At 60.5% G+C, this 25,775-nt stretch carries 27 protein-coding genes; 17 read left to right on the top strand and 10 right to left on the bottom strand.

All coding sequences use genetic code 11. The features are described 5' to 3' along the window. The first annotated feature begins 7 nt into the window (after positions 1 to 7). From EIY71_RS13440 to EIY71_RS13430, 3 genes are read left to right on the top strand one after another with little or no spacing between them, the layout of a single operon-like run. Entirely contained in the window at positions 8 to 1,816 is a 1,809-nt protein-coding gene (locus tag EIY71_RS13440; RefSeq protein ID WP_085746568.1) for an ATP-binding protein, read from the top strand. After that, positions 1,813 to 3,201 (top strand): sigma-54 dependent transcriptional regulator, encoded by a 1,389-nt coding sequence (locus EIY71_RS13435; protein WP_134021971.1) that lies wholly within the window; start codon positions 1,813 to 1,815, stop codon positions 3,199 to 3,201. Before EIY71_RS13440 ends, EIY71_RS13435 begins: the two co-directional genes overlap by 4 nt. A 40-nt stretch (positions 3,202 to 3,241) precedes the next feature. Beyond that, complete coding sequence (locus tag EIY71_RS13430; RefSeq protein ID WP_129973501.1) at positions 3,242 to 3,697, top strand: YiiD C-terminal domain-containing protein; 456 nt, start codon at positions 3,242 to 3,244, stop codon at positions 3,695 to 3,697. A 13-nt stretch (positions 3,698 to 3,710) separates the two neighbouring features. Here the strand turns inward: EIY71_RS13430 and cysQ are convergent, their stop codons facing one another. Continuing rightward, the gene (gene cysQ, locus EIY71_RS13425; RefSeq protein ID WP_134022016.1) at positions 3,711 to 4,544 is read right to left on the bottom strand and encodes a 3'(2'),5'-bisphosphate nucleotidase CysQ; all 834 of its coding nucleotides are present in this window, start codon (positions 4,542 to 4,544) and stop codon (positions 3,711 to 3,713) included. A 5-nt stretch (positions 4,545 to 4,549) separates the two neighbouring features. Further along, a complete protein-coding gene (gene nudE, locus EIY71_RS13420) occupies positions 4,550 to 5,116 on the bottom strand; it encodes an ADP compounds hydrolase NudE (protein ID WP_085746352.1) in 567 nt (188 codons plus the stop codon). Between the two features lie 88 nt (positions 5,117 to 5,204). Here nudE and yrfG point away from each other — a divergent pair, with 88 nt between their 5' ends. After that, a complete protein-coding gene (gene yrfG, locus EIY71_RS13415) occupies positions 5,205 to 5,867 on the top strand; it encodes a GMP/IMP nucleotidase (RefSeq protein ID WP_129973502.1) in 663 nt (220 codons plus the stop codon). A gap of 93 nt (positions 5,868 to 5,960) precedes the next feature. On the opposite strand, the gene lysM is transcribed toward yrfG, so the two are convergent. Continuing rightward, a complete protein-coding gene (gene lysM / locus EIY71_RS13410; RefSeq protein ID WP_039764611.1) occupies positions 5,961 to 6,401 on the bottom strand; it encodes a peptidoglycan-binding protein LysM in 441 nt (146 codons plus the stop codon). A gap of 137 nt (positions 6,402 to 6,538) precedes the next feature. Here lysM and EIY71_RS13405 point away from each other — a divergent pair, with 137 nt between their 5' ends. The 4 genes from EIY71_RS13405 (at position 6,539) to EIY71_RS13390 (ending at position 11,471) form a co-directional block, all read left to right on the top strand. Next, on the top strand, positions 6,539 to 7,426 hold the full coding sequence (locus tag EIY71_RS13405; RefSeq protein WP_134021969.1) for a LysR family transcriptional regulator: 888 nt from the start codon (positions 6,539 to 6,541) through the stop codon (positions 7,424 to 7,426). Between the two features lie 92 nt (positions 7,427 to 7,518). After that, positions 7,519 to 8,358 (top strand): formate dehydrogenase accessory sulfurtransferase FdhD, encoded by an 840-nt coding sequence (gene fdhD / locus EIY71_RS13400; RefSeq protein ID WP_134021967.1) that lies wholly within the window; start codon positions 7,519 to 7,521, stop codon positions 8,356 to 8,358. Next, on the top strand, positions 8,355 to 10,703 hold the full coding sequence (locus EIY71_RS13395) for an FdhF/YdeP family oxidoreductase (protein ID WP_134021965.1): 2,349 nt from the start codon (positions 8,355 to 8,357) through the stop codon (positions 10,701 to 10,703). The genes fdhD and EIY71_RS13395 overlap by 4 nt, the downstream gene beginning before the upstream one ends. 288 nt (positions 10,704 to 10,991) lie before the next feature. Continuing rightward, positions 10,992 to 11,471 carry a YMGG-like glycine zipper-containing protein gene (locus EIY71_RS13390; RefSeq protein WP_127796620.1) on the top strand — a complete coding sequence of 160 codons (480 nt, stop codon included), beginning with the start codon at positions 10,992 to 10,994 and terminating at the stop codon, positions 11,469 to 11,471. Between the two features lie 57 nt (positions 11,472 to 11,528). On the opposite strand, the gene EIY71_RS13385 is transcribed toward EIY71_RS13390, so the two are convergent. From EIY71_RS13385 to EIY71_RS13370, 4 genes are all read right to left on the bottom strand, one after another. After that, positions 11,529 to 11,960 (bottom strand): thioesterase family protein, encoded by a 432-nt coding sequence (locus EIY71_RS13385; RefSeq protein ID WP_166673425.1) that lies wholly within the window; start codon positions 11,958 to 11,960, stop codon positions 11,529 to 11,531. 31 nt (positions 11,961 to 11,991) lie between these two features. Beyond that, positions 11,992 to 13,215, bottom strand: a complete 1,224-nt coding sequence (locus EIY71_RS13380) for a 3-hydroxyacyl-CoA dehydrogenase (RefSeq protein WP_085746346.1) — start codon at positions 13,213 to 13,215, stop codon at positions 11,992 to 11,994. Between the two features lie 109 nt (positions 13,216 to 13,324). Beyond that, complete coding sequence (locus EIY71_RS13375) at positions 13,325 to 15,253, bottom strand: ATP-dependent DNA helicase RecQ (RefSeq protein ID WP_085746345.1); 1,929 nt, start codon at positions 15,251 to 15,253, stop codon at positions 13,325 to 13,327. A gap of 152 nt (positions 15,254 to 15,405) precedes the next feature. Next, on the bottom strand, positions 15,406 to 15,909 hold the full coding sequence (locus EIY71_RS13370; RefSeq protein WP_007952668.1) for a hypothetical protein: 504 nt from the start codon (positions 15,907 to 15,909) through the stop codon (positions 15,406 to 15,408). A gap of 304 nt (positions 15,910 to 16,213) precedes the next feature. Between EIY71_RS13370 and EIY71_RS13365 the strand changes: the two genes are divergently transcribed. From EIY71_RS13365 to EIY71_RS13345, 5 genes are all read left to right on the top strand, one after another. Further along, on the top strand, positions 16,214 to 16,495 hold the full coding sequence (locus EIY71_RS13365; protein WP_085746344.1) for a hypothetical protein: 282 nt from the start codon (positions 16,214 to 16,216) through the stop codon (positions 16,493 to 16,495). Positions 16,496 to 16,597: 102 nt separating this feature from the next. Next, positions 16,598 to 17,725, top strand: a complete 1,128-nt coding sequence (locus EIY71_RS13360; RefSeq protein ID WP_085746343.1) for a hypothetical protein — start codon at positions 16,598 to 16,600, stop codon at positions 17,723 to 17,725. Between the two features lie 347 nt (positions 17,726 to 18,072). Further along, the gene (locus tag EIY71_RS13355) at positions 18,073 to 18,372 is read left to right on the top strand and encodes a hypothetical protein (RefSeq protein WP_007952679.1); all 300 of its coding nucleotides are present in this window, start codon (positions 18,073 to 18,075) and stop codon (positions 18,370 to 18,372) included. A 157-nt stretch (positions 18,373 to 18,529) separates the two neighbouring features. Then, on the top strand, positions 18,530 to 18,973 hold the full coding sequence (locus EIY71_RS13350) for a hypothetical protein (RefSeq protein WP_039764743.1): 444 nt from the start codon (positions 18,530 to 18,532) through the stop codon (positions 18,971 to 18,973). Continuing rightward, positions 18,973 to 19,245 (top strand): type II toxin-antitoxin system RelE/ParE family toxin, encoded by a 273-nt coding sequence (locus EIY71_RS13345; RefSeq protein WP_134021961.1) that lies wholly within the window; start codon positions 18,973 to 18,975, stop codon positions 19,243 to 19,245. The genes EIY71_RS13350 and EIY71_RS13345 overlap by 1 nt, the downstream gene beginning before the upstream one ends. A gap of 173 nt (positions 19,246 to 19,418) precedes the next feature. On the opposite strand, the gene EIY71_RS13340 is transcribed toward EIY71_RS13345, so the two are convergent. Both EIY71_RS13340 and hslO read right to left on the bottom strand, forming a co-directional pair. Further along, positions 19,419 to 20,960, bottom strand: a complete 1,542-nt coding sequence (locus tag EIY71_RS13340) for a phosphoenolpyruvate carboxykinase (protein WP_007952682.1) — start codon at positions 20,958 to 20,960, stop codon at positions 19,419 to 19,421. A 181-nt stretch (positions 20,961 to 21,141) separates the two neighbouring features. Beyond that, positions 21,142 to 22,044 carry an Hsp33 family molecular chaperone HslO gene (gene hslO / locus EIY71_RS13335; protein WP_102687501.1) on the bottom strand — a complete coding sequence of 301 codons (903 nt, stop codon included), beginning with the start codon at positions 22,042 to 22,044 and terminating at the stop codon, positions 21,142 to 21,144. A gap of 104 nt (positions 22,045 to 22,148) precedes the next feature. On the opposite strand from hslO, the gene EIY71_RS13330 reads away from it, so the two are divergent. Next, on the top strand, positions 22,149 to 22,949 hold the full coding sequence (locus EIY71_RS13330; protein WP_102687500.1) for a phosphatase PAP2 family protein: 801 nt from the start codon (positions 22,149 to 22,151) through the stop codon (positions 22,947 to 22,949). 67 nt (positions 22,950 to 23,016) lie between these two features. Here EIY71_RS13330 and EIY71_RS13325 read toward each other — a convergent pair whose 3' ends face one another. After that, positions 23,017 to 23,424, bottom strand: coding sequence for an RNA-binding S4 domain-containing protein (locus tag EIY71_RS13325; protein ID WP_007952687.1), 408 nt, complete (start codon positions 23,422 to 23,424; stop codon positions 23,017 to 23,019). A 116-nt stretch (positions 23,425 to 23,540) separates the two neighbouring features. Here EIY71_RS13325 and EIY71_RS13320 point away from each other — a divergent pair, with 116 nt between their 5' ends. From EIY71_RS13320 to rimK, 3 genes are all read left to right on the top strand, one after another. Then, the gene (locus tag EIY71_RS13320) at positions 23,541 to 24,320 is read left to right on the top strand and encodes an EAL domain-containing protein (RefSeq protein ID WP_007952688.1); all 780 of its coding nucleotides are present in this window, start codon (positions 23,541 to 23,543) and stop codon (positions 24,318 to 24,320) included. Positions 24,321 to 24,395: 75 nt separating this feature from the next. Beyond that, positions 24,396 to 24,815, top strand: a complete 420-nt coding sequence (locus tag EIY71_RS13315; protein ID WP_230737646.1) for an ATP-dependent zinc protease — start codon at positions 24,396 to 24,398, stop codon at positions 24,813 to 24,815. Next, entirely contained in the window at positions 24,812 to 25,717 is a 906-nt protein-coding gene (rimK, locus tag EIY71_RS13310) for a 30S ribosomal protein S6--L-glutamate ligase (RefSeq protein WP_007949201.1), read from the top strand. Before EIY71_RS13315 ends, rimK begins: the two co-directional genes overlap by 4 nt. Positions 25,718 to 25,775: the final 58 nt, after the last annotated feature.

The raw sequence follows: 25,775 nt of genomic DNA, 5'->3' as shown, positions 1-25,775 counted from the left end.
GATGCTCATGACTCCGACTCTTCCCCGTCGCCCCCGCTGGCGCAGCCTCGCCCTGCTGGCCCTGTGTCTGGCTCCGCTGCTGTGGCCGCTGGAGCATCTCGCCGAGCGCTATTACCGCAGCGAACTGGCCGGCCAGAACCGCCAGACCCTCGACCTCTACGTCGCCAACCTGCTGGGCACCCTGCATCGCTACGAAGTGCTGCCGCAAATCCTCGGCGACCTGCCGGCCCTGCGCGCGGTGCTCGGGGCGCCGGACGACGGTGTGACCCAGGGCAACGCCAACCGCCTGTTGAAGAACATCGCTGCGCAGACCGGCGCCGAAGTCATGTACCTGATGGACACCAACGGTCAGACGCTCGCTGCATCGAACTGGGACAAGCACGACAGCTTCGTCGGGCGCAATTTCTCGTTCCGACCCTATTTCAGCGAAGCGATGGCCGGCCGTCTCGGGCGCTTCTTCGGGTTGGGCACTACTTCCGCCAAACGCGGCTATTTCTTCGCCGCCGCCGTGCGCAACGGCGAAAAAATCATCGGCGTACTGGTGATCAAGGTTGACCTCGACCACACCGAAAGCCTGTGGGGCAAAACCCCGGAACAACTGCTGGTGACCGACCACAACGGCGTGGTCATCCTCACCTCGCGCCCGGAATGGCGCTTTCGCGCGACCCGTACCCTGAGTGATGCAGAGCGCGCGGCGATCACCGCGATCCAGCCCTACCCGACCCGCGAGCCACGCCCGCTGAACCTGAGCCCGACCGCGTGGCTGCCGCAGACCCAAGAGATCGCGGAAACCGGCTGGAGCGTCAGCATTCTTGCCCCGCGCACATTGATCGACCGACCGGTGCGCACGGTGGTGGCGATCGGCGGCGCCACCTTGCTGGTAGTCATGTTGTTGCTGGGCCTGATGATGCAGCGTCGTCGTCATTACCTGGAACGGATCGCCTTCGAAGCCAAGGCCCGGCGGGAACTTGAGGGCCGGGTTGCCGAACGCACCAGCGATCTCGAAGGCCTCAACCGGCGCCTCAAGCAAGAGGTGCTGGAACGCGAACAGGCCCAGCAGGAACTGGTGCGCGCCCAGGACGATCTGGTGCAGGCCGGCAAACTGTCGGCGCTGGGGACGATGTCGGCGAGCATCAGCCACGAACTCAACCAGCCACTGGCGGCTATCCGCAGCTACGCCGAAAACGCCGAAGTGCTGCTCGACCACGAACGCACCGAAGACGCCCGAGGCAACCTCAAACTGATCAGCGAGCTGACCGGGCGCATGGCCTCGATCATCGCTCACCTGCGCGCCTTCGCTCGTCGCGACCGCCACGCCCCGGAAAGTGTCGCCCTGCAACCGGCGCTGGACGACGCGCTCGCCTTGCTGGCCAAACGTCGCCGCAGCATGGATGTCGAGCTGATCCGTGACCTGCCCGCCGCCACCCTGTGGGTCGAGGCCGGGGAAACCCGTCTGCGCCAGGTGCTGGGTAATCTGCTGGCCAACGCCCTCGACGCCCTGACCGAGAAAGGCCCGCCGCGCAAATTGTGGCTGAGTGCCGAATCCACCGATGACGGCGTCAACCTGTACATTCGCGACAATGGCCCGGGTTTCTGCATGGAAGCCCTGGGCCGTGCCAGCGAACCGTTTTACACGACCAAGACCCGCACTCAAGGCCTGGGTCTGGGGTTGGCCATTTGCGAAACCCTGATGCGCGCCTTCGGTGGTGAACTGTCGTTCGCCAACCACAAGCAAGGTGGCGCCTTGATCACCCTGCGGCTGCGCGCCGGCGCGCCCGGGGTCAGCCTGCAACCGTCCGAGGATCGAAGCGCATGACCATCGACAACCGCATTCAGGTGGTGCTGATCGACGACGATCCGCACCTGCGTCAGGCCTTGGGCCAGACTCTGGATCTGGCCGGCCTGAAAATTCTCCCGCTGTCCGAAGCCAAGGGCCTGGCCGCGCAACTGGAGCGCGACTGGCCGGGCGTGGTGGTCAGCGACATTCGTATGCCTGGCATGGATGGTCTTGAGTTGCTCCATGAACTTCACGCTCAGGATCCCGAGCTGCCGGTGCTGCTGATCACCGGCCACGGCGACGTGCCACTGGCCGTGCAGGCCATGCGCGCCGGTGCCTATGACTTTCTGGAAAAACCTTTCGCCAGCGACGCCCTGCTCGACAGCGTGCGCCGCGCCCTGGCCCTGCGGCGTCTGGTGCTGGACAACCGCAGCCTGCGCATGGCCCTGAGTGATCGCAACGAACTGAGCGCGCGGCTGGTCGGCCAGTCCGCGCCGATGTCACGCCTGCGCGAGCAGATCGGCGCGCTGGCGGCGACCAAGGCCGACGTGCTGATCCTCGGCGAAACCGGCGCCGGCAAGGAAGTCGTCGCCCGCGCCCTGCACGATCTGTCGAGTCGGCGTAACGGCCCGTTTGTGGCGATCAACGCCGGGGCGTTGGCCGAGTCGGTGGTCGAGAGCGAATTGTTCGGCCATGAACCCGGCGCCTTCACCGGTGCGCAAAAGCGCCGGATCGGCAAGTTCGAATTCGCCAATGGCGGCACGCTGTTTCTCGATGAAATCGAGAGCATGAGCATGGATGTGCAGGTCAAACTGCTGCGCATGCTGCAGGAGCGCGTGGTCGAGCGTCTGGGCGGCAATCAGTTGATCCCGCTGGACATCCGCGTCATCGCCGCCACCAAGGAAGACCTGCGCCAGGCCGCGGATCAGGGGCGATTCCGGGCGGACTTGTATTACCGCCTCAATGTGGCGCCGCTGCGCATTCCGCCACTGCGTGAACGGGGCGAAGACGCGTTGATGCTGTTCCAGCATTACGCCGACGAAGCCAGCGCCCGTCATGGTCTGCCACCGCATGAACTGCAACCGGCGCAACGGGCGTTGCTGCTGCGGCACTCATGGCCGGGCAACGTGCGGGAATTGCAGAACGCGGCGGAGCGTTTTGCCCTCGGTCTGGAACTGGCACTGGACAACACGCAGCCCGATGGCAGCCCCGGCACCACCGTCGAAATCACGGCGGGCGGGCTCAGCGAGCAAGTGGAAAACTTCGAGAAATCCCTGATCGCCGCCGGACTGGCCCGCTCTCACAGTTCCGTGCGCAGTCTCGCCGAAGCCCTGGGCATTCCGCGCAAGACCCTGCACGACAAACTGCGCAAGCACGGGCTGAATTTCGCTGGCAGCGGCGGCCATTCCGACGAATCCGAATGAAGCACGCTCAATTCACTTTTCTGCCGCAAGAGGTCCGGGCATGAAGCACGACAGTCGTTATCTGGAATCGGTCCTTCACCACGACATCCCGCTGACCCGGGACATGGGCCTCAAGGTGCTCGACTGGCAGGAACAGCAACTGCGCCTGCATCTGCCGCTGGATGCCAACGTCAATCACAAGAGCACCATGTTCGGTGGCAGCCTGTATTGCGGCGCGGTGCTGGCCGGCTGGGGCTGGCTGCACTTGCGTTTGAAAGAAGAAGGCATCGAAGACGGGCACATCGTGATTCAGGAAGGACAGATCAGTTATCCACTGCCTGTGACCGGCGATGCCATTGCGATCTGCCCGTCACCGAGTGCAACGCAGTGGAAGAAATTTCTGGCGATGTATCAGCGTTACGGACGGGCGCGATTGACTCTGCATACGCGGGTCATCAATGCCGGTAGCGATGAGGATGCAGTGACCTTCAGCGGGCAGTACGTCCTGCACCGCTGAAGACTGAGCGCGCTTACGAGCGGGCGAGTTCGAGCAGCTTCGCCCGCCATGCTGCTTTCGCCGGCAACGCCAGGAAGAAACTGTTCAACAAAGACTCCCGAGCTGGATAACAGAACGCTGCGCCACTCAGATCGAGCACTTCACCGCCCGCCCCTTCCAGAACGCCCTGCGCCGCTGCCGTGTCCCACTGCGAAGTCGGCGCCAGACGCGGGTAGCAATCGGCAGCACCTTCGGCCAGCAGACAGAACTTCAGCGAACTGCCGATGTTGGCCAGTTGCAACTCTCCAAGGCTGGCACTCAATCCGGCGAGCAAGCGTTCCTGCTCCGGGCTCGAATGACGGCGGCTGGCAACCACGGTAAACGCTTCGCCAGGTCCCGGCACGTCACGAACCTGAATTGCCACTGGCGTGCCGCCCGTGTCGCCGCGCCAGGCACCAAGCCCGGCTCCGCCGACGTAGAAGCGACCGTTGGTCGGCATCGTCACCACACCGAACACCACCCGGCCGTTCTCGATCAGCGCGATGTTGACGGTGAACTCTTCGCTGCCGCTGATGAACTCCTTGGTGCCATCCAGCGGATCCACCAGCCACCAGCGCTGCCAGCTCGCGCGCACGCTTTGCGGGATGTTGGCGTCCTCTTCGGACAGCACCGGAATGCTCGGATCCAGCGCTGTCAGGCCGGCCACGATCACGTGATGCGCGGCCATGTCCGCCGCCGTCACCGGCGAATCATCGGACTTGGCGGTGACGGCCACACCGGCACGCCAGAACGGCAGGATCGCCTCGCCGGCCCGCAGTGCCAGCTCGACCACCGGCGCCATCAACGGATGGGGAAAATTCATCGATATCTCACTCATGCCTGAAAAAATCCGCGCTGGGTAAGCAGGTCGCGGGTCAGGTATAACGCCGCCAGGGCGCGGCCCTCACTGAAATTCGGATTCTGCGCCAGCGCCGACAGTTCCCGCAGGTTGACCTTGTCCACACGCATCGGCTCGGGCTCATCGCCTTCGAGGCGCTCTTCGTACAAATCGGTGGCCAGCACCACCTGAATTTTCTGGCTCATGTAACCGGGGGACAACGACAGCTCGGTCAGATGCTCCAGTTGTCGCGCGCCATAACCGGCTTCTTCCTTGAGTTCGCGTTCGGCGGCAGCCAGCACGTCTTCGCCGGGTTCGATCAGGCCTTTGGGCAGCGACAGTTCATATTCGTCGGTGCCGCCGCAGTATTCCTCGACCAGCACGGCGTGCTCGGCATCGAGCATCGCCACGATCATGACCGCGCCATAGCCGGCGCCCTTGCCGACCAGCCGCTCGTAGGTGCGTTCCACGCCGTTGGAGAAACGCAGCTTCAGCTCTTCGACGCAGAACAGCCGGCTGGTGGCGACGATCTCGCGGGCGAGTACGGTGGGTTTCTGGCGCATGCAAAGCTCCTTGGCGTGAACGCGCTACTATAACGCGGCTTTTCCGATTGTTTGCGTCGGATATCTTTCTACCGTTCGAGACGTTGCCATGCCTTCATTACCGTGGTCCGACATCGATACCGTTCTGCTCGACATGGACGGCACATTGCTGGACCTGCACTTCGACAACCACTTCTGGCTGGAACACCTGCCGCAGCGCTACGCCGAACTGCACGGCGTGAGCCGGGCCATGGCGGAAATGGAATTGCAGCCGCTGTTCGAGCGCCATGCCGGTCAGTTGCAGTGGTACTGCCTGGACTTCTGGAGCGCGGAACTGAAGCTGTCGGTGCGTGAACTGAAACTGGAAACCGCCCACCTGATCGCCCTGCGCCCGGACGCCGACACCTTTCTGGAAGCGATCAAACGAGCCGGCAAACGCGTGGTGATGATCACCAACGCGCACCGCGATTCACTGTCGCTGAAACTGGAACGAATCGAACTGGCGCCATACTTTGAACGGCTGATCAGCTCCCACGACTACGGCTTTCCCAAGGAGAACCCGCAATTCTGGGACGCGTTACAGACCGACATCGACTTCGACCCGGCGCGTAGTCTGTTCATCGACGACACCTTGCCGATCCTGCGCAGTGCACGGAATTTCGGCGTGGCGCATCTGTTGGCCGTGAAAGAGCCGGACAGCCGCAAAGGGCCGAAGGACACCGGGGAGTTTGCGGCGGTCGAGGATTATCGGGATTTGATTGCGGGCCTGTAGACCGCATCGTCCCCATCGCGAGCAGGCTCGCTCCCACATTAGAAATACATTCCAATGTGGGAGCGAGCCTGCTCGCGATTGCGGTATCTGCGGTTATTCAGGAATACGCAGCGTCTGCCCCGGATAAATCTTGTCCGGATGTGACAGCAGCGGCTTGTTGGCCTCGAAGATTTTGTTGTACTGGTTGGCGTTGCCATACACCGCCAGGGAAATCGCGCTGAGGGTGTCGCCCTTCTTCACGACCACAAAACGCGCCGCCGCCACAACCGGCCCGGTCACGGTGATCTGGTCATCGACGCTGCCGACACCGGCAATGTTGCCCACTGCCAGAAGAATCTTCTCTTTCTCTTCCTGACTCGCCACTTCACCGGTAACGGTCACCTTGTCCCCGTCCACGGTTGCCTGGACATTCGGGTTACCCAGCCCGACCTTGCTGATGTGTTCCTTCAATTGCTCGCTGGCATTGGCGTTGCCGGGGGTCAGCAGGTCGAGCAGTTTCTCACCCGCTTCTTTCACAAAGCTCAAAAGACTCATGGCGCACACTCCTTGATTTGGGTTCCAGACGCCCAAGCCTAGACCACCCCGGACAAACCCGGTTCCAAGCCGACCAATGACCCTGCCGTCACTCAAGCGGTAGAATCGCCCACCCCTGCCAGCGCCCCGGAGCGAAGATGGACATCAAGCAGCTGAAATTCCTCATCGCCCTCGACGAAACCCGCCACTTCGGCCAGGCCGCAGCCCGCTGCCACATCACCCAGCCGACCCTGTCGATGCGCCTGCGCAGCCTCGAGGAAGAACTCGACCTGCCACTGGTCAACCGTGGCCAGCGCTTCGAAGGCTTTACCGCACCGGGCGAACGGGTGCTGGCCTGGGCGCGCACGGTACTGGCGGCCTACGACGGCTTGCAGGCGGAAGCGGCGGCCTGTCGCGGCAATCTGATCGGCACCCTGCGGCTGGGCGTGGTGCCGCTGTCGAGTTTCGATGCACTGCCTTTGATGCAGCGCCTGCACGCGCAACACCCAAACCTGCGCTTCGAACTGTCCTCGCTCAGCTCCGAACAGGTTCTGGAGCAACTGGCGAACAACCGCATCGACATTGGCGTGTCCTACCTGGACCGCCTCGACGGCGAGCGGTTTGAATCCCTGGCCTTCAGCGAAACGCAGATGGGCCTGCTCTACGACCAGCGGTTCTTCAACTTTGGTGAGGCGCCGTTGAGTTGGGAATCGCTGATCGAGCTGCCCCTGGGCATGCTCACCAGCGGCATGCATTTTCGCCAATCCATCGACCATAACTTCCACAGCCGTGGCCTGACGCCACAACCGTTGCTGCAAACCGACGCCGTTCACCAATTGTTGCAAGCTGTGCACGGCGGGCTGTGCTGCGCGGTGATGCCATTGGACGGCGGTCTGGAAAACCTCACGGATAACCTGCGCCTGCAACCCATCGAAAACGCCCAGACCCTTGCCCGACTAGGGCTGATCATGCGTCGCGGCGCCCCACGATCGGCGTTGGCCGAGGCCTGTTTCGCGCTTTATCAGAAATCACCAGCTGAGACTTGATCGACGGCATCTATCGAAGGATCGACACTAGCGATTAGACGCGACATCTTGCCGCGCCTAGTCTTAACGTTGATCAATCCGTCGGTGATGCCATGAACGCCAAGCGCCCGGCCTGCGCGGCGCCTGCTCTCGAAACGCCCGCGCCAGCCGCCAGTCAGACCTACATCTACAGCGATCTCCCCCTCGCGGAATCGGCCAGCACCGCGCTGGCCGAAGAAGTCGCGTTGGCGATTGCCTACAACGGCATCAGCCAAGCCGTCATGCTGGTCACGCCGACAGACCTTGAAGACTTCATCGTCGGTTTCAGCCTCGGCAGCGGCATCATCGAAGACGCCTCGGACATCTACGACCTGCAATTGACCGGCTCGGGCTCGGCGCAATACGCGCAAGTGACCATCGCCAACCGCGCCTTCTGGAACCTCAAGCAGCAGCGGCGGCAACTGGCCGGCACCAGCGGTTGCGGACTGTGCGGCGTGGAAGCGGTGGAGCAGGCGCTGCCTGACCTCAAGGTCTTGCCCGGTGCACCTTTGCCACCCGCCGAATGGCTAGATGGTTTGCGTCAGCGTATCGGCGCATTCCAACCGCTGGGTCAGCATTGCGGCGCAGTGCACGCGGCGGTGTTCATGAACGCCAGCGGTGAATTGCTGCTGGGCCGCGAAGACATCGGCCGGCATAACGCCCTCGACAAACTGATCGGCGGCCTGATCCGGCAAAAGATATCCACAGCCGGCGGCCTGGCAATTGTCACCAGCCGTTGCAGCCTCGAATTGATCCAGAAAGTCCTGCGGGCCAGGATTCAGACCCTGGTCAGCCTGTCCGCGCCCACCGGCCTCGCCGTGCAATGGGCCCGACGCCATAACCTCAATCTCATTCACCTGCCGCAGAAAAACGCGCCGCGGGTGTATAGCCCAGAAATGGAGAAACACCCGTGAGCCAACATCATCAAGCCGACCAGAAACCCGTTCCGCGCTACAAGCCTTACAAGGGCCCGGCCGGTGGCTGGGGCGCCCTGATCAGCGTGGCCCAGGCCTGGTTGACCAGCGACAACGCGCTGAAAAACCTGCGCATGATGCTCAAGACCAACCAGAACGGCGGCTTCGACTGCCCGGGCTGCGCCTGGGGCGACTCGCCGGAAAGCGGCATGGTCAAATTCTGCGAGAACGGCGCCAAAGCGGTGAACTGGGAAGCGACCAAGCGTCGGGTCGACGGCAAGTTCTTCGCCAAACACAGCGTCACCTCGTTGCTGGAGCAGAGCGACTACTGGCTTGAATATCAAGGTCGTCTGACCGAACCGCTGGTGTATGACGCCGAAACCGACCGCTACAAACCCATCAGCTGGGACGATGCCTACGCGCTGATCGGCAAACACCTGCAAGCGCTGTCGAGCCCGGATCAGGCCGAGTTCTACACCTCGGGCCGCGCCAGCAACGAAGCGGCGTATCTGTATCAACTGTTCGTGCGCGCCTTCGGCACCAACAACTTCCCCGACTGCTCGAACATGTGCCACGAGGCCAGCGGCGTGGCGCTGGCGCAGAGTGTCGGCGTCGGCAAAGGCACCGTGACCTTCGACGATTTCGAACACGCCGACGCGATTTTCGTCTGGGGCCAGAACCCCGGCACCAACCACCCGCGCATGCTCGAACCGCTGCGTGAAGCAGTCAAACGCGGCGCCCAGGTGGTGTGCGTCAACCCGCTGAAAGAACGCGGTCTGGAGCGTTTCCAGCATCCACAGCATCCGCTGGAGATGCTCACCAACGGCGACAAGCCGACCAACACCGCGTATTTCCGCCCGGCACTGGGCGGCGACATGGCGGTGTTGCGCGGCATGGCCAAGTTCCTGCTGCAATGGGAGCGCGACGCGCAGAAGGCCGGTGCGCCGGCGGTGTTCGATCACGACTTCCTCAATGAACACAGCGTCAACGTGCTCGAGTATCTGGGCGTTGTCGATGACACGCCGTGGGAGCAGATCGTCGCGCAATCCGGCCTGACCCTGGTGGAAATCGAGCAAGCGGCGCGCATGTACGCCAAAGGCAAGAACGTGATCATGTGCTGGGCGATGGGCATCACCCAGCATCGCCACTCGGTGCCGACCATCCAGGAAATCGCCAACCTGATGCTGCTGCGCGGCAACATCGGCAAGCCCGGCGCCGGTCTGTGCCCGGTGCGCGGCCACAGTAACGTGCAGGGCGACCGCACCATGGGCATCAACGAGCGTCCGCCGGTGGCGTTCCTCGATTCCTTGGAACGCCGCTTCCAGTTCAAGGTGCCACGTCACAACGGGCACAACGTGGTCGAAGCGATTCACGCGATGGCCGAAGGCCGGGCCAAGGTGTTCATCGGTCTGGGCGGCAACTTCGCCCAGGCCACGCCGGACAGCCCACGCACCTTCCAGGCCCTGAGCAACTGCGACCTGACTGTGCAGATCAGCACCAAGCTCAACCGCAGCCACCTGGCTCACGGCAAGGACGCGCTGATCCTGCCGTGCCTGGGTCGTACCGACATCGATATCCAGACCGAAGGCCCGCAGGCCGTCACCGTGGAAGACTCGTTCAGCATGGTGCACGCCTCAAACGGTCAGTTGCAGCCGCTGTCGAACCAGATGCGCTCGGAGCCGTCGATCATCGCCGGCATCGCCGCCGCGACCCTGGGCAGCAAACCGGTGGACTGGAACTGGCTGGTGGCCGACTACCGGCGTATCCGCGAACTGATCGCCGATACCATCCCGGGCTTCAAGGATTTCAACGAGAAGGTCAAGAACCCGGGCGGTTTCTACCTCGGCAACAGCGCCGGCGCGCGCAAGTGGAACACCACGTCAGGCCGGGCCAACTTCAAGCCGAACATGCTGCCCAAGGACCTGATCCACGAGCGCACTCGCGCTACCGGCAAACTGCCGGATCTGATCCTGCAATCGATGCGTTCCCACGATCAGTACAACACCACGATTTATGGTCTCGACGATCGTTATCGCGGGGTGAAGGGGCAACGTGATGTGCTGTTCGCCAACGAGGCGGACATCATTCGCCTGGGCTTCAAACCGGGGCAGAAGGCTGACATCGTGTCGCTGTGGGACGATGGTCGCGAGCGTCGGGTGAAGGGCTTCACGCTGCTGGCGTTCGATATCCCGGCGGGGCAGGCGGCGGCTTATTACCCTGAAGTGAACCCGTTGGTGCCGCTGGAGAGTACCGGCGATGGCAGCCATACGCCGACGTCGAAATTCATCGCTATCCGGTTGGAAGCGGCGAGTGAGACGGGGCTGATCATGGCCAAGTCGGCCTGATTCTGATCGCTCCCACGCTCTGCGTGGGAGCGAAGCCGTGGACGCTCCGCGTCCGAAAGTCAGACTCGATAGATCTCGCAGACACTTTTCAAACGCCCACAAAAAAGGCCGCTTTGTGATCAAAGCGGCCTGTCCGAAGTAGCTAAAGACCGGCGAAAATCGGTTAAGTTCCGCCCAAAAATCAGCAACTTGCAGAATTGTATACAGGTCGTGCTATTCGTCGGATTTTGATTGTCACGCCCATTCCAGAGCCTCAGGATCGCGCCGTCATCCCTTTGAGGCTCCTCTATGAAGTTCTCCTCGATTCTCTTGTTGTCCCTTGGCCTGGTCAGTGGCTTCGCTTCTGCCGGAGGCACCACCGAAGCAGGTGTGGGCGGCGCATTGGGCGGGGTTCTTGGCTCGGTCGTCGGTCAATCGCTAGGCGGCAGTACAGGTTCAACCATCGGCGCAGCCCTGGGCGGCGCGGGTGGTAGTGCGGTGGGCGCCGACAAGCGCAGCCGTGGCGAAGCAGCCATCGGCGGTGCGCTGGGCGCAGCCGGCGGCAACGTGGTCGGCCGCAGCATGGGCGGCACCACCGGCAGCCTGATCGGCGCAGCAGCCGGCGGCGGCGCGGGTGGCGCGCTGGGCAACTACATGGGCAACAAGAGCGATGACGACGATCGTCATTACGACCGTGGTCGTGACCGTCGCTACTACCGTGACGACCACCGTGGTCGCGGTCATGCCTACGGCCATCGCAAGCATCACAAGTACTATCGCCACCACTGAGGCGAAGGCTTGAAGAAAAATCGCAGCTCCCCCGGGCTGCGATTTTTTTTTGGCCTGTCACACCGTCAGGCGTTCCAGCGCATCGCGCAGCGGGGCCGGAATCGACACCGGCTGATTGGACGCCCGGTCGACGAATACATGCACGAAGCGCCCGGCGGCACAGGCTTCGCCCTCTCCTTCCTTGAACACCGCCAGTTCGTATTGCACCGAACTGTTGCCCAGCTTGCCGACCCGCAGGCCAATCTCGATTCGATCCGGAAAAGCGATCGACGCGAAGTAGTCGCAGGACGAACTCACCACAAATCCCACCACCTCGCCGTCATGGATATCCAGCCCTCCGACCTGGATCAGGTAGGTGTTCACCGCCGTGTCGAAGAAGCTGTAATAGGTAACGTTGTTGACGTGACCGTAGGCGTCGTTGTCATGCCAGCGCGTGGTGATCGGCTGGAAGTGTGGGTAATTGCTGCGTTGCGGCATCGGGTTGGACATCAGTGTCGATTCCTGAAGTGATCTGCTCAGTCTAAAGATAAAAACCCTTGCCGCGCGCCGCCAGCTCGCCGATCAATTGTGCCGGCCGCCAGTGATCACCCTGCCGGGTCTCCAGCGCCAGCAATCGCTTGTGAATATCGGCCAGCCCCTGATCGTCCGCCCAGGCCATCGGCCCGCCCCGCTCCGCCGGGAAGCCATAGCCATTCAGATAGACCTGATCGATGTCATGCGCCGACTCGGCAATCCCTTCCTGCAGGATCTTCGCGCCCTCGTTGACCAACGCCAGCAGGCATCGCTCAAGGATCTCCTCCGAGCCGATATCCCGCCGATGAAATCCCAACCCTTCGCTGACACTCAACACCAGCGCATCGACCTCGGGATCATGCTCGGCCTGACGACTGCCCGGCTCGTAGTGGTAATAACCGTTGCCGGACTTCTGACCGAAGCGACCCTGTTCGCACAAGCGGTTATCCACCTGAACCTCGGGCGCGTCCTGCCCCTTGCCGGCGAGCTCGCGGGCACGCCACTCGAGATCGATGCCGACCACGTCGTACATGCGAAACGGCCCCATGGCGAAACCGAAACTCTGCAACGCCGCATCGACCTGATGCGGATACGCCCCTTCGAGCAACATCTTGCGCGCTTCGAGCACATACGGATGCAGCATGCGGTTGCCGATAAAACCGTGGCAGTTACCCGACACCACACTGACCTTGCCCATGCGCTTGCCCAGCTCAAGCGCAGCCTCAAGCACAGCCGGTGATGTCTGCGCGCCACGGACTATTTCCAGCAACTTCATGATGTGCGCCGGGCTGAAGAAATGCAGGCCCAGCACTTGAGTCGGACGCCGTGTCGCGGCGGCAATGGCGTCGATGTCCAGCGCCGAGGTATTGCTCGCCAGCAGCGCTTCGGGCTTCAGCACGCCATCGAGCTCGCGGAAGATCTTCTGCTTGAGCTCAAGATTCTCGTACACCGCTTCGATCACCAGGTCGACATTGCGGATCGCCACATAGTCTGGCGCCGCACTGATACGGGCAATCCGCGCATCGGCCTCGGCCTGGTCGATCCGTCCCTGTCGCACGTTGTGCGCGTAGGTATCGGCCACGGTGGCCAGCGCCTGCTCGAGCATCTGTGGATTGTTATCGACCCACTGCACCGACACGCCGGCGTTGGCCAGGCACATGACGATGCCGCGGCCCATGGTGCCGGCGCCGATCACGGCGGCCTGCTGAATAGCGAAGGATGTCTGGCTCATGTTGTTCTCTTGTTGGCGATCCGAAGACAGCCATCACCATAGTCAGCCACCGGGCATTTTTGAAGTTCATTGCCGTGATGATCGACATTCACCAGATGGATTCGAGACCTCACAGATGCGCCTGAGCCCAGGCCCGAACCTCCGCGTAGGGATATTCTTCCAGCGCCGCAAACCCGGAAATGGCCCGGGCCTTTAGCTTGGTAAACAACGGTACGCTGATTCCGCACAGGAACCGGGTCAACCGCTCCGCCGACGGAGCGCTGCCAGCGTGCTGCTGGTGCCTGTGGATAAATTCTCCACACAACTCCGTAAAGTTTTTATCCACAAGCGCCGGCAATTCCGGCGGCGCCGGCAGCCGGGCGACTTGCCCGTGACACACCGAGCAATGTCCGCACTGCTGCGGTGCATTGTGATCGCCAAAATATTCGGCCAGCCGATATCCGAGGCATCGCTCGGTGGCGAACAGCTCGAGCATGGCGTGAATCCGCGCCACTTCGGTTTGCTCATGGCGGGTGAAATAGTCATGCAGTTCAGCGCTCAGGGCCTGGCTGTCGAAATCGCTGCGCTGGACGTTGTAGACCTCGGTCATTTGCTTGCTCTCAAGCTCGACCCAGCCCTTCTCCTGAAAGTAATCCAGCGCCTTCACCACCCGGTTGCGCTCGGCGGAATACTGCTCGTACATCGCCTCGAAATTCACCGTGGCCCAGGTGCGTGCGCGGCTTGAGGTCTGGATGATCGCGGCGACGAAATCCCTCCGTTCACCTTCGAAACGCTCAAGCAACGCCTCGGGTTCCAGCAGGTATTTGAAGCGATACTCGGCGTAGTACGCGTAGCGCGGGGCAATCAGTCCTCGCAGCTCCAGTTGCACCAGCAACGTCTTCAAAGGCAACGAACGAATGTTGCTCTGGTCCGCCAGCGGCCCGAGCAGAAATTCCCATTGGCCTTCGGGCGCGGCGGCCTGCAACTCGTCGAGCACATGACGAATGCCGTCCTGTTCCGGCGTGTCGCCATACACGAAGTTTTCCAGCACGTTGAGGCTGTCGCGGTTGGCCAGCACCAGGCAGTCGGAGGGCTGCCCGTCACGTCCGGCGCGGCCGATTTCCTGGCTGTAGTTTTCGATGGATTTGGGCAGGTCGAAATGCACCACGTTGCGGATGTCGCTCTTGTCGATGCCCATGCCGAAGGCAATGGTGGCGACGATGCAATTGGACTGCCCGCCCATGAAGCGCTTCTGGATCCCGTCCCGTTGCTCATGGGGCAAACCGGCGTGATAAGCCTCGGCCTGAATGCCATTGCGCTCAAGATGTTCGGCAATCTGCTCGGCGGTTTTCTGCAGCGTGACGTAGACGATGCTCGGCTGCCCCGCGCGCTCGCTCATCCACTCCACCAGCCGTCGGCGCTTGTCCTGCCCACGCACCGGCTCGACCAGCAGATTGAGGTTGGGTCGATAGAAACCGGTGGTCACCACATCTTCTGCCGCGATGGCGAATTTCGCCTGCATGTCGGCGATCACTTTCGGCGTTGCCGTGGCAGTCAGCAGCAGGGTTTGCGGGATGTTGAACTGGCGCTGGTAGTCCGGCAGTTTGAGGTAGTCGGGGCGGAAGTTGTGGCCCCATTCGGAAATGCAGTGCGCCTCATCCACCACCAGCAGCGAGATCGGCACCTGCTGCAAAAAATTGCGAAAGCGCTCGTTCTTCAAGCGCTCCACGGAAATCATCAGGATCTTCAGTTCGCCGGAACGGGCACGTGCCATCACATCATTGGCATCTTCGCGGCTCTGCGCCGAATCGATGCTGCCTGCCGAAATCCCGTGTCGTCGCAAAAACTCGAGCTGATCCTGCATCAGCGCCAGCAGCGGCGAGACCACCAGCGTCAGGTGTGGCAACAAGAGCGCCGGCACCTGGTAACAAAGGGACTTGCCGGAGCCGGTGGGAAATATCGCGGCGGCCGAACGCCCGGCGAGAACGGCGCTGATCGCAGTCTCCTGGCCGGGTCGAAACTGTGGATAACCGAAAACCTGTTCCAGGGTGTTGTGCATTCGCTGTCACTCCGTTGACCGCTGTGATGCCAACAGCCTAGCGGGCGATCGCAGCGCGTCGAGAAAAGGTCGGGGTCAAATCGATACGGGATGATACCCGACGACCTCCAGCCTTTGGCCAACGTCGTGACGGCGGGACTGTGACGGCGGGACTACGGCTGCAACACCGCCACTCGCAATTGCTCGTTCAATAGTTGCTCGTGCACGCCCTGGCTTTTGCTGGCCCACAGTGCATGGGCCGGGCTGATATCACCAGTGAATGCCGCCGCCAACTGACGCAGGTCGGCGACACTGCGCACCCGAGGACAGAACGCTTGCTCGTCGCAGTTCTGGCTGGCGTTGCGATAGGTGGTGAGCAAACGATCCCATAGGCCGTCACGCACCTGGCGGATCGACTTGAGCTGCACATGCGGCACGCCCAGACGTTGTTTCAGCCCGGACTCATCCAGGCCTTCGCTGGCCAGCAGTGCCTTGCCGAACATCAGCACTTCGGCGCGGGACGCCGTGTCGATGCTGGCCTGGGTCGTGAGTGCGTCCGGCCATTCGGTGCGCTCCACTTGCGTGAGCACCAGCCCATTGCCCGCCTCGGAGGCCAACGCCAAACGACAACCACTGGCCCATAGCAAAACGATCGAGGCCATTCGTAGCCACTGCATACCTAATTCCCTTTAAGTCTGTGTCGGACGTTTGGAAACACCCCACGGATTCTGGCGCGCACCATACAGATCTTTAACGGGAATCGCCCGACAAACACGTAGGAAATTTCGCCCATCAGGGTTTGGCTGTGAAAAAGCCGCAAAAACGCGTAGGGCAAATGCCCGAACCCCGGAAAAACCCCTACGAATTCTGTCCATTGTGGCTGTCTTGTCCCACTCGACGGCGCCCTTCTATAGTGGCCGGCGCGACTGAAAACACTGTGTCGGCCCGCCGAAGCGACTTCGTAAAGGACACACCTCAATCATGAACATGTTCACACCGCTGAATACTCGTTTTCGCCCTCTCAAGACCTGCGACGGCGACAACCCGGTCATGGTCATCGACACCGCAGCATCACCGGGTGATTTGCTCAATGCCGCCGATCAACGCCTGCGTGCCGCCAGTGATCTGCTGGAAACTCTTTACTGCCTGTGTTTCAAACAAGCCGACGTGAAAGATATCCCCAACATCGTCAATGCGCTTTATTTGTTGACGCAGGACGGCTGTGACTTGTTGGAAGTTGCCAGACAACGAATAAATAGTTAAAGCCAGCTGACCAACTTACAAAGCTCGCAACAACCCATCACTTCCATTACAACAAAGATCGGAACTAGCCTGTTTGCTCTTACATCAACCAAGAGCAACAACATGACTACGCTGACTATTTTCTTTTGCGGTACGGGTTCGACAAAGTTTGATGACACCCACGAAAACTATTGGGACGGTGAATTGGTTTCCACACTTGCCTCTCATCACGTTGGCCGCGAGTTCGCCGAATGGATCGTGGTCGATGGCCCCGGCACCAGCAACCTGCAAGCTGATGAACTGTTCACAAAATCCAAGGACTACGGCCTCAGCGGTACCTTGTTCGGCAAGGGTTGGGAGGAAAACGTCCTGCACGCGATGAACATCATCAAAGGCAAGTGCGACTGGCAGCGCGAAAAACTGACAGAGGCGGAATACAACCGCCTAAAAGCCGCCGGCATTCCGATTGAAGATGTAAAAGTCGAAGGTTCCTGGCTGTGGCGCAAATATAACTATGGCGATCGCAGCGTCACGCAACAGAAGTTACAGGAACAGATTATTAAAACCTTTCGCAAGGACGGTGTTATTCCAACAAAAGTCAATCTGGTGGGCTGGAGCCGCGGCGGTATCAGTTGCCATATGCTGGCCAATGCCATGTTCAACGACAGTGCACTGAAAAACATTCCAGTGAATATCTTTGCCATCGACCCGGTACCAGGTATTGGCAACTTTCAGGACCAACGGGTAAAGCTCAACAGCAACGTAAAAGAATATGTGGGTTTCTATGCGCGGGATGAGCGCTCCAAGGGCTTCAGTTGCGTCATCCCGCAAACCGCGACCGGCACCAAGACCAGCATCTTCCCCATGCCCGGCCGTCACGCCACCCTGGTCGGCAACGCCTCCGCCGACGGCAACAGTGGTCCAAAAGTGCTGGCCGAACCCGGCCTCATCGTCCGCCACTTTGCCGAGGTCTGCCTGAAACGCTGGGGCACCGCCCTCGACAAAAACCTAAACCTCACCGACGCCGACCTGCGCAACCATGCCGCCACCATCGTCAACGCGGCAGCGAAATACAAGGCGATGGAGAAGTGCTCCTACACCTGGTTCACCGAGCTGGATCAGGGCGAACGGTACGTTTCGCTGGGGAGCAAAGGCGTTCCGTTTTCCACGGTGAAAGGCACGATCTACAGCCCGGCGACCGGGCTGACCACGAGTGTGCTGGATGTTGAGGGGTATCGGGCGATTCGTTGAAAACCGTGATTGAACTGTAGGAACGGCCTGCCGGAATCTGCATCCCGTTCCTACACGCAGCGGCGCCTTGTCTTCTATCGGCGCCAGTGGGCTGAAACCTATAGTTGTGACTGTCGCTGCCAATTCAGCGACTCGGGCTTGGTCACCCGAATGGATCATGCATTCGCGTCCGCTGTATGCTGCCGGCACTCAATTGCCAGCAGCGTTATGGTGGCTGTGTTTGGGACGCTTTCGAGCGTGCCGGGTATGTGCATGATCCTCACCGGTTGACCAACCCGAACACAGTCGCCTCCAGTCGCTTGGTCACGATGTGGTGGCTTCATTCGAAGCAATTGAGGATCTAAAGAATGAAATCATGGAACGAGCTCCACTCCGATCGCTACCGCCCACTCGACTCCAACCTCACCGACACCAAGCCCCTCGTCATCGACACCGAAGCCAACCCGCAAGACATCCTCGAATGCGCCGTCCAGCGCCTGCGCGCCTCAAGCGACCTGCTGCAAACCCTCTACTGCCTCTGCTTCAAACACGCCGACGTAGAAGACATCCCGCACATCACGCACGCGCTCTACCTTCTCACCAAAGACGGCTATGACCTGCTCCAGGTCGCCCAGCAACGAATGCTCAACTGGAAAGCGCCGGCCTGACGAATTCCTCGGCAGGCGTGTTCACAGCTAGAACTGTCTGCCCCTATCTCGAACACTGACGCTGACATCTCCGGCGCGAAACTTAAGGATCAGAATTTTGCAAACTATTATTGATTGCGTACGATGGGAGCCATTGTTCAACCAAGGGCTTGCCTTCATGACCACTGAAACCATTGATCACAGCACTCTCACGCGGCTGTTTGAGAACGGTTCGATCAGTAGCGCACATATCGTCGCCAAACCCGGTGGCTGGTCGATTCAGATTCAGCAAGGAAGCAAAGAATACTCATTGACCGCACAACGCAGTGGCCAGGTACGTCTGTTCAAGCGGCTTGAAACACTGGTGACCTACCTGCAAGGAGTGGGCATCAATCACTTCGATGTGGACGCCTCCAGTTACGACCCCCTACAGATAAAAACCTATGCTCGCCCTGATCGCGCCGAAGCGATGAAACAAGCTCATGAAGCAGCTGCGTATGAAGAATGGGTCAAGCAACAGGTACAAATCAGCATTGATGACCCAAGACCCAGCGTCAGCGATGAAGACGCTCGCAGGATATTTGCCGCCAAACGGGATGCCCTTCGTCAGCGAGCACGTTGATGAGGTTGGTCTGGCGCCAAGAAGCGCTGGATAACCGAGACAACATCATGGAGCGTATCAGCCAGGAAAATCCCGTTGCAGCGATTGAACTCGATGAGGCCTTCGAACTGAAAGGAGAAAGCGCTCGCCAGCACCCAGCCCTGTACCGAAAAGGTATCGCGGAAGGTACCCGCGAAATCGTCGTCACTCCAAACTACGTCATCATCTACGCAATCAAAGTTGATGTTGTGGAAGTACTACGAGTGCTGCATACCAGACGGCAATGGCCATGATGGCTGGAGAGAAAATGCTCAGGGGATTCGCGGCTCCTTAAGTAGCATTATTCTGGCTGTTTAACGCGGATTGTGCGGGAATAATGGCAGTTGATCTGACAATGAAATCCAACCCGTCACCCACAAAAAAGCCGCCCTCAAGAGGCGGCTTTTTCATTCACCAGAACTAAGTCTTACAACTTAGGCCCGGCAGCCTTGATCGCGTCGCTCACTTCGAACTTCTTGAAGTTCTCGATGAACAGACCGGCCAGTGCTTTGGCAGCTTCGTCGTACGCAGCCTTGTCAGCCCAGGTGTTGCGTGGGTTGAGCAGGTTGGTTTCGACGCCCGGTACGGCCAGTGGCACGTCCAGGTTGATGGTGTCCAGGTGCTCGGTGGCTGCACCGATCAGCGCGCCGCTCTGGATCGCTGCGATCACTGCACGAGTGGTCGGGATGTTGAAGCGTTTGCCGACGCCGTAGCCACCGCCGGTCCAGCCGGTGTTGACCAGGTAGACCTTGGAGCCGAAGCCGCGGATGCGCTTGATCAGCAGTTCAGCGTATTCGCCGGCCGGACGCGGGAAGAACGGTGCGCCGAAGCAGGTGGAGAAGGTCGACTTGATGCCGCTGCCCGAACCCATTTCAGTCGAGCCCACCAGTGCGGTGTAGCCGGACAGGAAGTGGTAGGCCGCTTGTTCTTCGTTGAGGATCGACACTGGCGGCAGGACGCCGGTCAGGTCGCAGGTCAGGAAGATCACAGCGTTTGGCTCGCCGCCCAGGTTCTTCTCGGAACGCTTGGCAACGTGCTCCAGCGGGTAGGCCGCGCGGCTGTTCTGGGTCAGGCTGACATCGGCGTAGTCGGCGTGCTTGGCGTCGTCGATCACGACGTTTTCCAGTACCGCGCCGTGCTTGATGGCTTTCCAGATGACCGGCTCGTTCTTCTCGGACAAGTCGATGCACTTGGCGTAGCAACCGCCTTCGATGTTGAAGACAACGCCTTCGCCCCAGCCGTGCTCGTCGTCACCGATCAGGTAACGGCTTTCGTCGGCGGACAGGGTCGTCTTGCCGGTGCCCGACAGACCGAAGAACAGGGTCACGTCGCCTTCTTCGCCGATGTTGGCAGCGCAGTGCATTGGCAGCACGTCAGCGGCCGGCAGCAGGAAGTTCTGCACGGAGAACATGGCTTTCTTCATTTCACCGGCGTAACGCATGCCGGCGATCAGCACTTTCTTCTGGGCGAAGTTGATGATCACGCAACCGTCGGAGTTGGTGCCGTCACGCTCAGGCACGCACTCGAAGTTGGCGACGTTCAGCACTTGCCACTCTTCGCGACCGGCCGGGTTGTACTGGGCCGGGTTGATGAACAGGCAACGACCGAACAGGTTCTGCCAGGCAGTCTGGGTGGTCATCTTCACGGCCAGGTAGTGATCTTCGGCCGCGCCTACATGCACGTGGGAAACGAAATGCTCTTGCGCGTTGTTGAATGCTTCAACACGAGCCCACAGCGCGTCGAACTTGTCGGCCGGGAACTTGCGGTTGATCGGGCCCCAGGCAATGGCAGCCTGGGTGGAAGGCTCTTCAACGATGAAACGGTCGACTGGCGAACGGCCGGTGCGGTGACCGGTGCGAACAACCAGAGCGCCGGTATCGGCAAGCTCGCCTTCACCGCGGTTCAGGGCTTCTTTTACCAGATCATCAACACTCAGATCGGTGTACACGGCGTTATTGGCTTGCGTCATGAGGTTCCCCGTCGGCCAGTGGCCGAGTGTGCTCCAAACGTTTTGTAGTAGAAAGTCGTGCACTACTACCGCGAAAAAAGTGGGCCGGATTATGCCAGAAAAGCCCAAAAAGAGTAGGGCCCTCCCGTCGTAACGGCGTAATTCCGTCGTTGAGCAGTGAATTTACCTGCGCTGAACCGTTTTAGTGCCGGGTATCTGACGGCGTCTCGACGCCCGCTCCAGCGAACAATTGAGCGATATCTGCCGCATCGAACAGGTAGCGCTGGTTGCAGAACTGGCAATCGATCTCGACTTTTCCACCTTGCTCGGCCACCAGCGCCTGCGCATCTTCCAGCCCCAGGCTGACCAGTGCATTGCCCGAACGCTCGCGGGAGCAGCTGCAGTGGAAGCGCAGTGTCTGCACATCGAACAGACGAACCTGCTCTTCATGGTAGAGGCGATGCAGAACCGTTTCGTTGTCCAGGCTCAACAGTTCATCAGCGGTCAGGGTGTTGCCCAGCGCGGTGATGTGCTGCCAGCTGGCGGCGCGCTCTTCTTCGTCTTTCAGGCGATCGGCCGGCAGTTGCTGCAGCAGCAGACCACGGGCACGACGGCCATCGGCGCACAGCTTGAAACGAGTGCCGACCTGTTGGGACATGACGAAATAGTTGGTGAAACAGTCGGACAGGGTTTCGCCGTCGAGGTCGACGATGCCCTGGTAACGCTGGCCGGCGATCGGGTCGACGGTCAAGGCCAGGACACCGTTCGGCATTAGATCACCGAGGGTCGCGTCGGCAGGAATCTGCTCGGCGTGATAACGCGCCAGGCCGCGGATTTCGCGCTCGCTGGAGCATTCGATCATCAGCAGCGGAATCGGGCCTTCGGAACGGGCCTGAAGAATCAGCAAGCCATCGAATTTCAGGGTGCCCACCAGCAACGAGGCGGCCGCCATCAGTTCGCCCAGCAATTGCGCAACCGGCTCCGGGTACGGGTGCTTGGCGAGCACTTCGGCATAGCTGCGCTCCAGCGACACCAGTTCGCCGCGCGTGTCGCTGTCATCGAAGATGAAGCGTTGGGTGTAATCGGTATCGAGGAAATCGGTCATAGGTCTGGGTATCTGAATGTGATGACAAAATGGTTACAAAGAATGAAAATCCCGCGCTTCTGGCATCCTTTTTGATGCCGATGTTCAGCCACGGGAGGCATTTTATGAACAATCCGGGTTTGTTCCAATCAAGGTGGAACCTCGGCCGGCTGGTTCTGTGCAACATCGTGCCATTGGCACTACTGGCTTTCTGGTTATGGCCTACGGGCCAGATGCTGTGTGTGATTTTCGACGAGTGGCTGTTCCGCTCACTCAATGCACCGCTGGCCAGCAACCCCATATGGCTCCACATCTGGGCAATTGCAAGTCTGCGACCGTTCGACATCGTCGTCGGCCTGATTCTGCTAGCGCTGCTTATCAAGGGCGACTGGGTGTTCAGGGCGATTGACGTGCGTCGCGCCTTTTTCGGATTTTTTTCGATCCTGCTGCTGATGGTGGTGATCCGCGCGCTGTTTTCCAAGTTCGCCGATCACATGGGCTGGCAGCACAGCAGCCCGTCGATGGTGCTCGAAGGTGCCGTGCATATCAGCGATTACTTCCCGCATCTGGAGAAGACCTGGGAACTGAAGGATCGCTCTAGCCAGAGTTTCCCCGGTGACCATGCTTCGGTGCTGCTGATCTGGGCGCTGTTCATGGGCGTGTTCAGCCGTACGGCTGGTCAGTTTCTGGTGATCTGGGGTCTGGCACTGCTGTTCATGTTGCCGCGTCTGGTCGCCGGTGCTCATTGGGGCCAGGACGATTATATCGGCGGCATGCTGCTGGCGGTGTGGGCACTGGGCTGGGGTTACTACACGCCGTTTGCTTATCACGCGGCGAACTTCTGGTTGAAGGTCACGGCGCCGGTTTTCCGGCTGCTGGGCAAACTGCCGATGGTTTCGCGGATGAGTGTGGTGTCCGCGCAGTAATCAACGGTTACTGAAAAAAACGCAGCCGCCGGCGGGTCTTGAACCCAGGCCGGCAGGCTGCGTTTTTTTATTCGCCGCTACTGTTCCCACGAAATTTAAACAGATCCCGGCGCTGCTTCTTGCTCGGTTTGCCGTCGGTGGTCACGCCCAAGGCGCCCGCCTTGCGCATCGCCGCAGCCGCTTCACGTTTGGCAATACTCGCCTCGGTCTCGGCATACAGCGTCTGCGCCTCAGGTGCACCGCGACGCACGATCGACAGGGCCTGAACCACAACGGTCTTCTCGTCGAAGCCCGTGCGAATCTCGAACTCATCGCCAATGCGTGGCTCTTTGCCAGGCTTGCAGCGCTCTCCCCGACAATGCACCTTGCCGCTCTCGATGGCAGCCTTGGCCAAAGCGCGAGTCTTGAAAAAACGCGCGGCCCACAGCCACTTGTCGAGACGGACCTTGTCGTCCTCTTCCTGTTTTTGCGCCATATGAATTCCTCGTTCAGCCAGTAGTCGGAACTGTACTACCGATTCTGTCGGGCGCAAGAATCCGGCCCTCCAGATAAACTGTGATCTTCGCCGGTTCAACGGCATGGAGTGATCGAGTGACCAAATTTCCGTCTTCATTGACCTCGCCCAAATCCGGGTGCCTGGGCTGCCAGCAAAGCGAGCCGCTGGGCTTCGATTTTTCGTTCGCTTATCAGCCCATCGTGGATCTGCGTGACGAGTCGGTGTACGCCTACGAGGCACTGGTTCGTGGTGCGGCTGGTGAAGGCGCTTTAACCGTGTTGGATCAGGTTACAGAAGATAACCGCTACCGTTTCGACCAGCTCTGCCGGACTCGCGCCATCGAAGGCGCAGCCGAGCTTAATATGCAGACACACTTGTCGATCAACTTCATGCCCAACGCCGTCTATCGTCCAGAGTTATGCATTCGCAGCACCCTGGAGGCTGCCAGAAAACACAATTTCCCGATCGACCGGCTGATTTTCGAAACACTGGAAAGCGAGCACGTAGATAACTATCGCCATTTGACCAATATTCTGCGTGAATACCGCGAATTCGGCTTCAAGACGGCCATCGACGATTTCGGTGCCGGCTATTCGGGGCTCAATCTGCTGGCCGATTTCCAACCGGACCTGATCAAGCTCGATATGGCGCTGATCCGCGATATCGACCGTGACCGTGTTCGTCAGGCTATCGTTCGGGGGATTGTCACAATCTGTGCGGAGTTGGACGTTACAGTCATCGCCGAAGGCATAGAGAGTGCGGGTGAACGGGATTTCCTGGCGGACTGCGGAATATTTCTGATGCAGGGTTACTGGTTCGCCAGACCCGCATTCAAAGCGTTAGCCCAGGTGTCCCCTGAAGCGTGGACGCGTTAATCGTTGGTTTTTCCATTGAAGACATTTGACCATTTGACCGTTATCGGTCTGCGCGAGTGGGTGGCGCTTCCGGATCTGGGAGTCGCCGGCCTTCGGGCAAAAATCGACACCGGCGCCAGCACCTCCAGCCTGCATGCCACCGACATCGAGCCGTTCGAACGTGACGGCGAGAAGTGGGTGCGCTTCACCGCGCACCTGGGCACCGTCGTGCAGTTACGCCATCGGCGATGCGAAGCGCCGCTGGTGGCACGCAAGACTATCAAGAGTTCGAACGGTCAGGCCCAGGTGCGCTACGTGATCAGCACCACCCTGGCCTTGGGTGACCGGGTCTGGCCAATCGAGTTCACCCTCGCCTGCCGCAAGTCCATGCGCTATCGCCTGTTGCTCGGTTCCAAAGCCCTGATCGACGGCCAGCTGGTGGTCAATCCGGGCATCAAATATGTACAAGACAAGCCGGTGTTCCCGGTATCTACCTCCTCCACAGGTGTTGCATGAAGATCGCTGTGCTGTCGCGGAACCCGCGTCTGTATTCCACCCGCCGTCTGGTCGAAGCCGGAACCGAACGCGGGCATGAAATGGTGGTGATCGACACCTTGCGCGCCTATATGAACATTGCCAGCCACAAACCGCAGATCCACTACCGTGGCAAACCGCTGGAGGGTTTCGACGCAGTGATCCCGCGGATCGGCGCGTCGGTGACGTTTTATGGCTGCGCCGTGTTGCGCCAGTTTGAAATGATGGGGGTGTTTCCGCTCAACGAATCGGTGGCCATCGCCCGCTCGCGGGACAAGCTGCGTTCGTTGCAGCTGCTGTCACGACGGGGCATCGGCCTGCCGGTGACCGGGTTCGCCCACTCGCCGGACGACATTCCCGACCTGATCGACATGGTCAACGGTGCGCCGCTGGTGATCAAGGTGCTGGAAGGCACCCAGGGGATCGGCGTGGTGTTGTGTGAAACCGCGACGGCGGCAGAGTCGGTGATCGAGGCGTTCATGGGCCTGAAGCAGAACATCATGGTGCAGGAATACATCAAGGAGGCCGGCGGCGCCGATATCCGCTGCTTCGTGGTCGGCGACAAGGTGATCGCGGCGATGAAGCGTCAGGCCAAGCCCGGCGAGTTCCGCTCCAACCTGCACCGGGGCGGCAGCGCCAGCCTGATCAAAATCACCCCGGAAGAACGCATGACCGCGTTGCGTGCAGCCAAGGTCATGGGCCTGGCGGTGGCGGGTGTGGATATCCTGCGCTCGAACCACGGGCCGCTGGTGATGGAAGTGAACTCGTCACCGGGGCTGGAAGGGATCGAAACCACCACGGGCAAGAACGTGGCGGGGATCATCATCGAGCATCTCGAGAAGAATGGCGGGCCGAACATGACCCGCACAAAAGGCAAGGGATAAAAAACAGCGGCGAGCTACAAGCTGCAAGTGGCGAGTAAAAGCCGCTGTAGCTTGTAGC

This window comes from Pseudomonas sp. CH235 (genome assembly GCF_004368175.1).
GTDB classification, from domain to species: Bacteria; Pseudomonadota; Gammaproteobacteria; order Pseudomonadales; family Pseudomonadaceae; genus Aquipseudomonas; species Aquipseudomonas paraglycinae.
Note: the sequence above shows the minus strand (reverse complement) of the source record. Positions and strands in the feature narration are given on the sequence as shown.

What these genes read in the sequence shown, in the direction of transcription:
- EIY71_RS13380 (WP_085746346.1), bottom strand. Translation starts at nt 13,215, where the DNA reads ATGAGCCAGACATCCTTCGCTATTCAGCAGGCCGCCGTGATCGGCGCC.
- EIY71_RS13340 (WP_007952682.1), bottom strand. Translation starts at nt 20,960, where the DNA reads ATGACGCAAGCCAATAACGCCGTGTACACCGATCTGAGTGTTGATGAT.
- EIY71_RS13365 (WP_085746344.1), top strand. Translation starts at nt 16,214, where the DNA reads ATGAACATGTTCACACCGCTGAATACTCGTTTTCGCCCTCTCAAGACC.
- EIY71_RS13435 (WP_134021971.1), top strand. Translation starts at nt 1,813, where the DNA reads ATGACCATCGACAACCGCATTCAGGTGGTGCTGATCGACGACGATCCG.
- yrfG (WP_129973502.1), top strand. Translation starts at nt 5,205, where the DNA reads ATGCCTTCATTACCGTGGTCCGACATCGATACCGTTCTGCTCGACATG.
- EIY71_RS13360 (WP_085746343.1), top strand. Translation starts at nt 16,598, where the DNA reads ATGACTACGCTGACTATTTTCTTTTGCGGTACGGGTTCGACAAAGTTT.
- EIY71_RS13355 (WP_007952679.1), top strand. Translation starts at nt 18,073, where the DNA reads ATGAAATCATGGAACGAGCTCCACTCCGATCGCTACCGCCCACTCGAC.
- fdhD (WP_134021967.1), top strand. Translation starts at nt 7,519, where the DNA reads ATGAACGCCAAGCGCCCGGCCTGCGCGGCGCCTGCTCTCGAAACGCCC.
- nudE (WP_085746352.1), bottom strand. Translation starts at nt 5,116, where the DNA reads ATGCGCCAGAAACCCACCGTACTCGCCCGCGAGATCGTCGCCACCAGC.
- EIY71_RS13350 (WP_039764743.1), top strand. Translation starts at nt 18,530, where the DNA reads ATGACCACTGAAACCATTGATCACAGCACTCTCACGCGGCTGTTTGAG.
- lysM (WP_039764611.1), bottom strand. Translation starts at nt 6,401, where the DNA reads ATGAGTCTTTTGAGCTTTGTGAAAGAAGCGGGTGAGAAACTGCTCGAC.
- EIY71_RS13330 (WP_102687500.1), top strand. Translation starts at nt 22,149, where the DNA reads ATGAACAATCCGGGTTTGTTCCAATCAAGGTGGAACCTCGGCCGGCTG.
- EIY71_RS13430 (WP_129973501.1), top strand. Translation starts at nt 3,242, where the DNA reads ATGAAGCACGACAGTCGTTATCTGGAATCGGTCCTTCACCACGACATC.
- EIY71_RS13390 (WP_127796620.1), top strand. Translation starts at nt 10,992, where the DNA reads ATGAAGTTCTCCTCGATTCTCTTGTTGTCCCTTGGCCTGGTCAGTGGC.
- EIY71_RS13345 (WP_134021961.1), top strand. Translation starts at nt 18,973, where the DNA reads ATGAGGTTGGTCTGGCGCCAAGAAGCGCTGGATAACCGAGACAACATC.
- EIY71_RS13405 (WP_134021969.1), top strand. Translation starts at nt 6,539, where the DNA reads ATGGACATCAAGCAGCTGAAATTCCTCATCGCCCTCGACGAAACCCGC.
- rimK (WP_007949201.1), top strand. Translation starts at nt 24,812, where the DNA reads ATGAAGATCGCTGTGCTGTCGCGGAACCCGCGTCTGTATTCCACCCGC.
- hslO (WP_102687501.1), bottom strand. Translation starts at nt 22,044, where the DNA reads ATGACCGATTTCCTCGATACCGATTACACCCAACGCTTCATCTTCGAT.
- EIY71_RS13440 (WP_085746568.1), top strand. Translation starts at nt 8, where the DNA reads ATGACTCCGACTCTTCCCCGTCGCCCCCGCTGGCGCAGCCTCGCCCTG.
- EIY71_RS13375 (WP_085746345.1), bottom strand. Translation starts at nt 15,253, where the DNA reads ATGCACAACACCCTGGAACAGGTTTTCGGTTATCCACAGTTTCGACCC.
- EIY71_RS13325 (WP_007952687.1), bottom strand. Translation starts at nt 23,424, where the DNA reads ATGGCGCAAAAACAGGAAGAGGACGACAAGGTCCGTCTCGACAAGTGG.
- EIY71_RS13385 (WP_166673425.1), bottom strand. Translation starts at nt 11,960, where the DNA reads ATGTCCAACCCGATGCCGCAACGCAGCAATTACCCACACTTCCAGCCG.
- EIY71_RS13370 (WP_007952668.1), bottom strand. Translation starts at nt 15,909, where the DNA reads ATGCAGTGGCTACGAATGGCCTCGATCGTTTTGCTATGGGCCAGTGGT.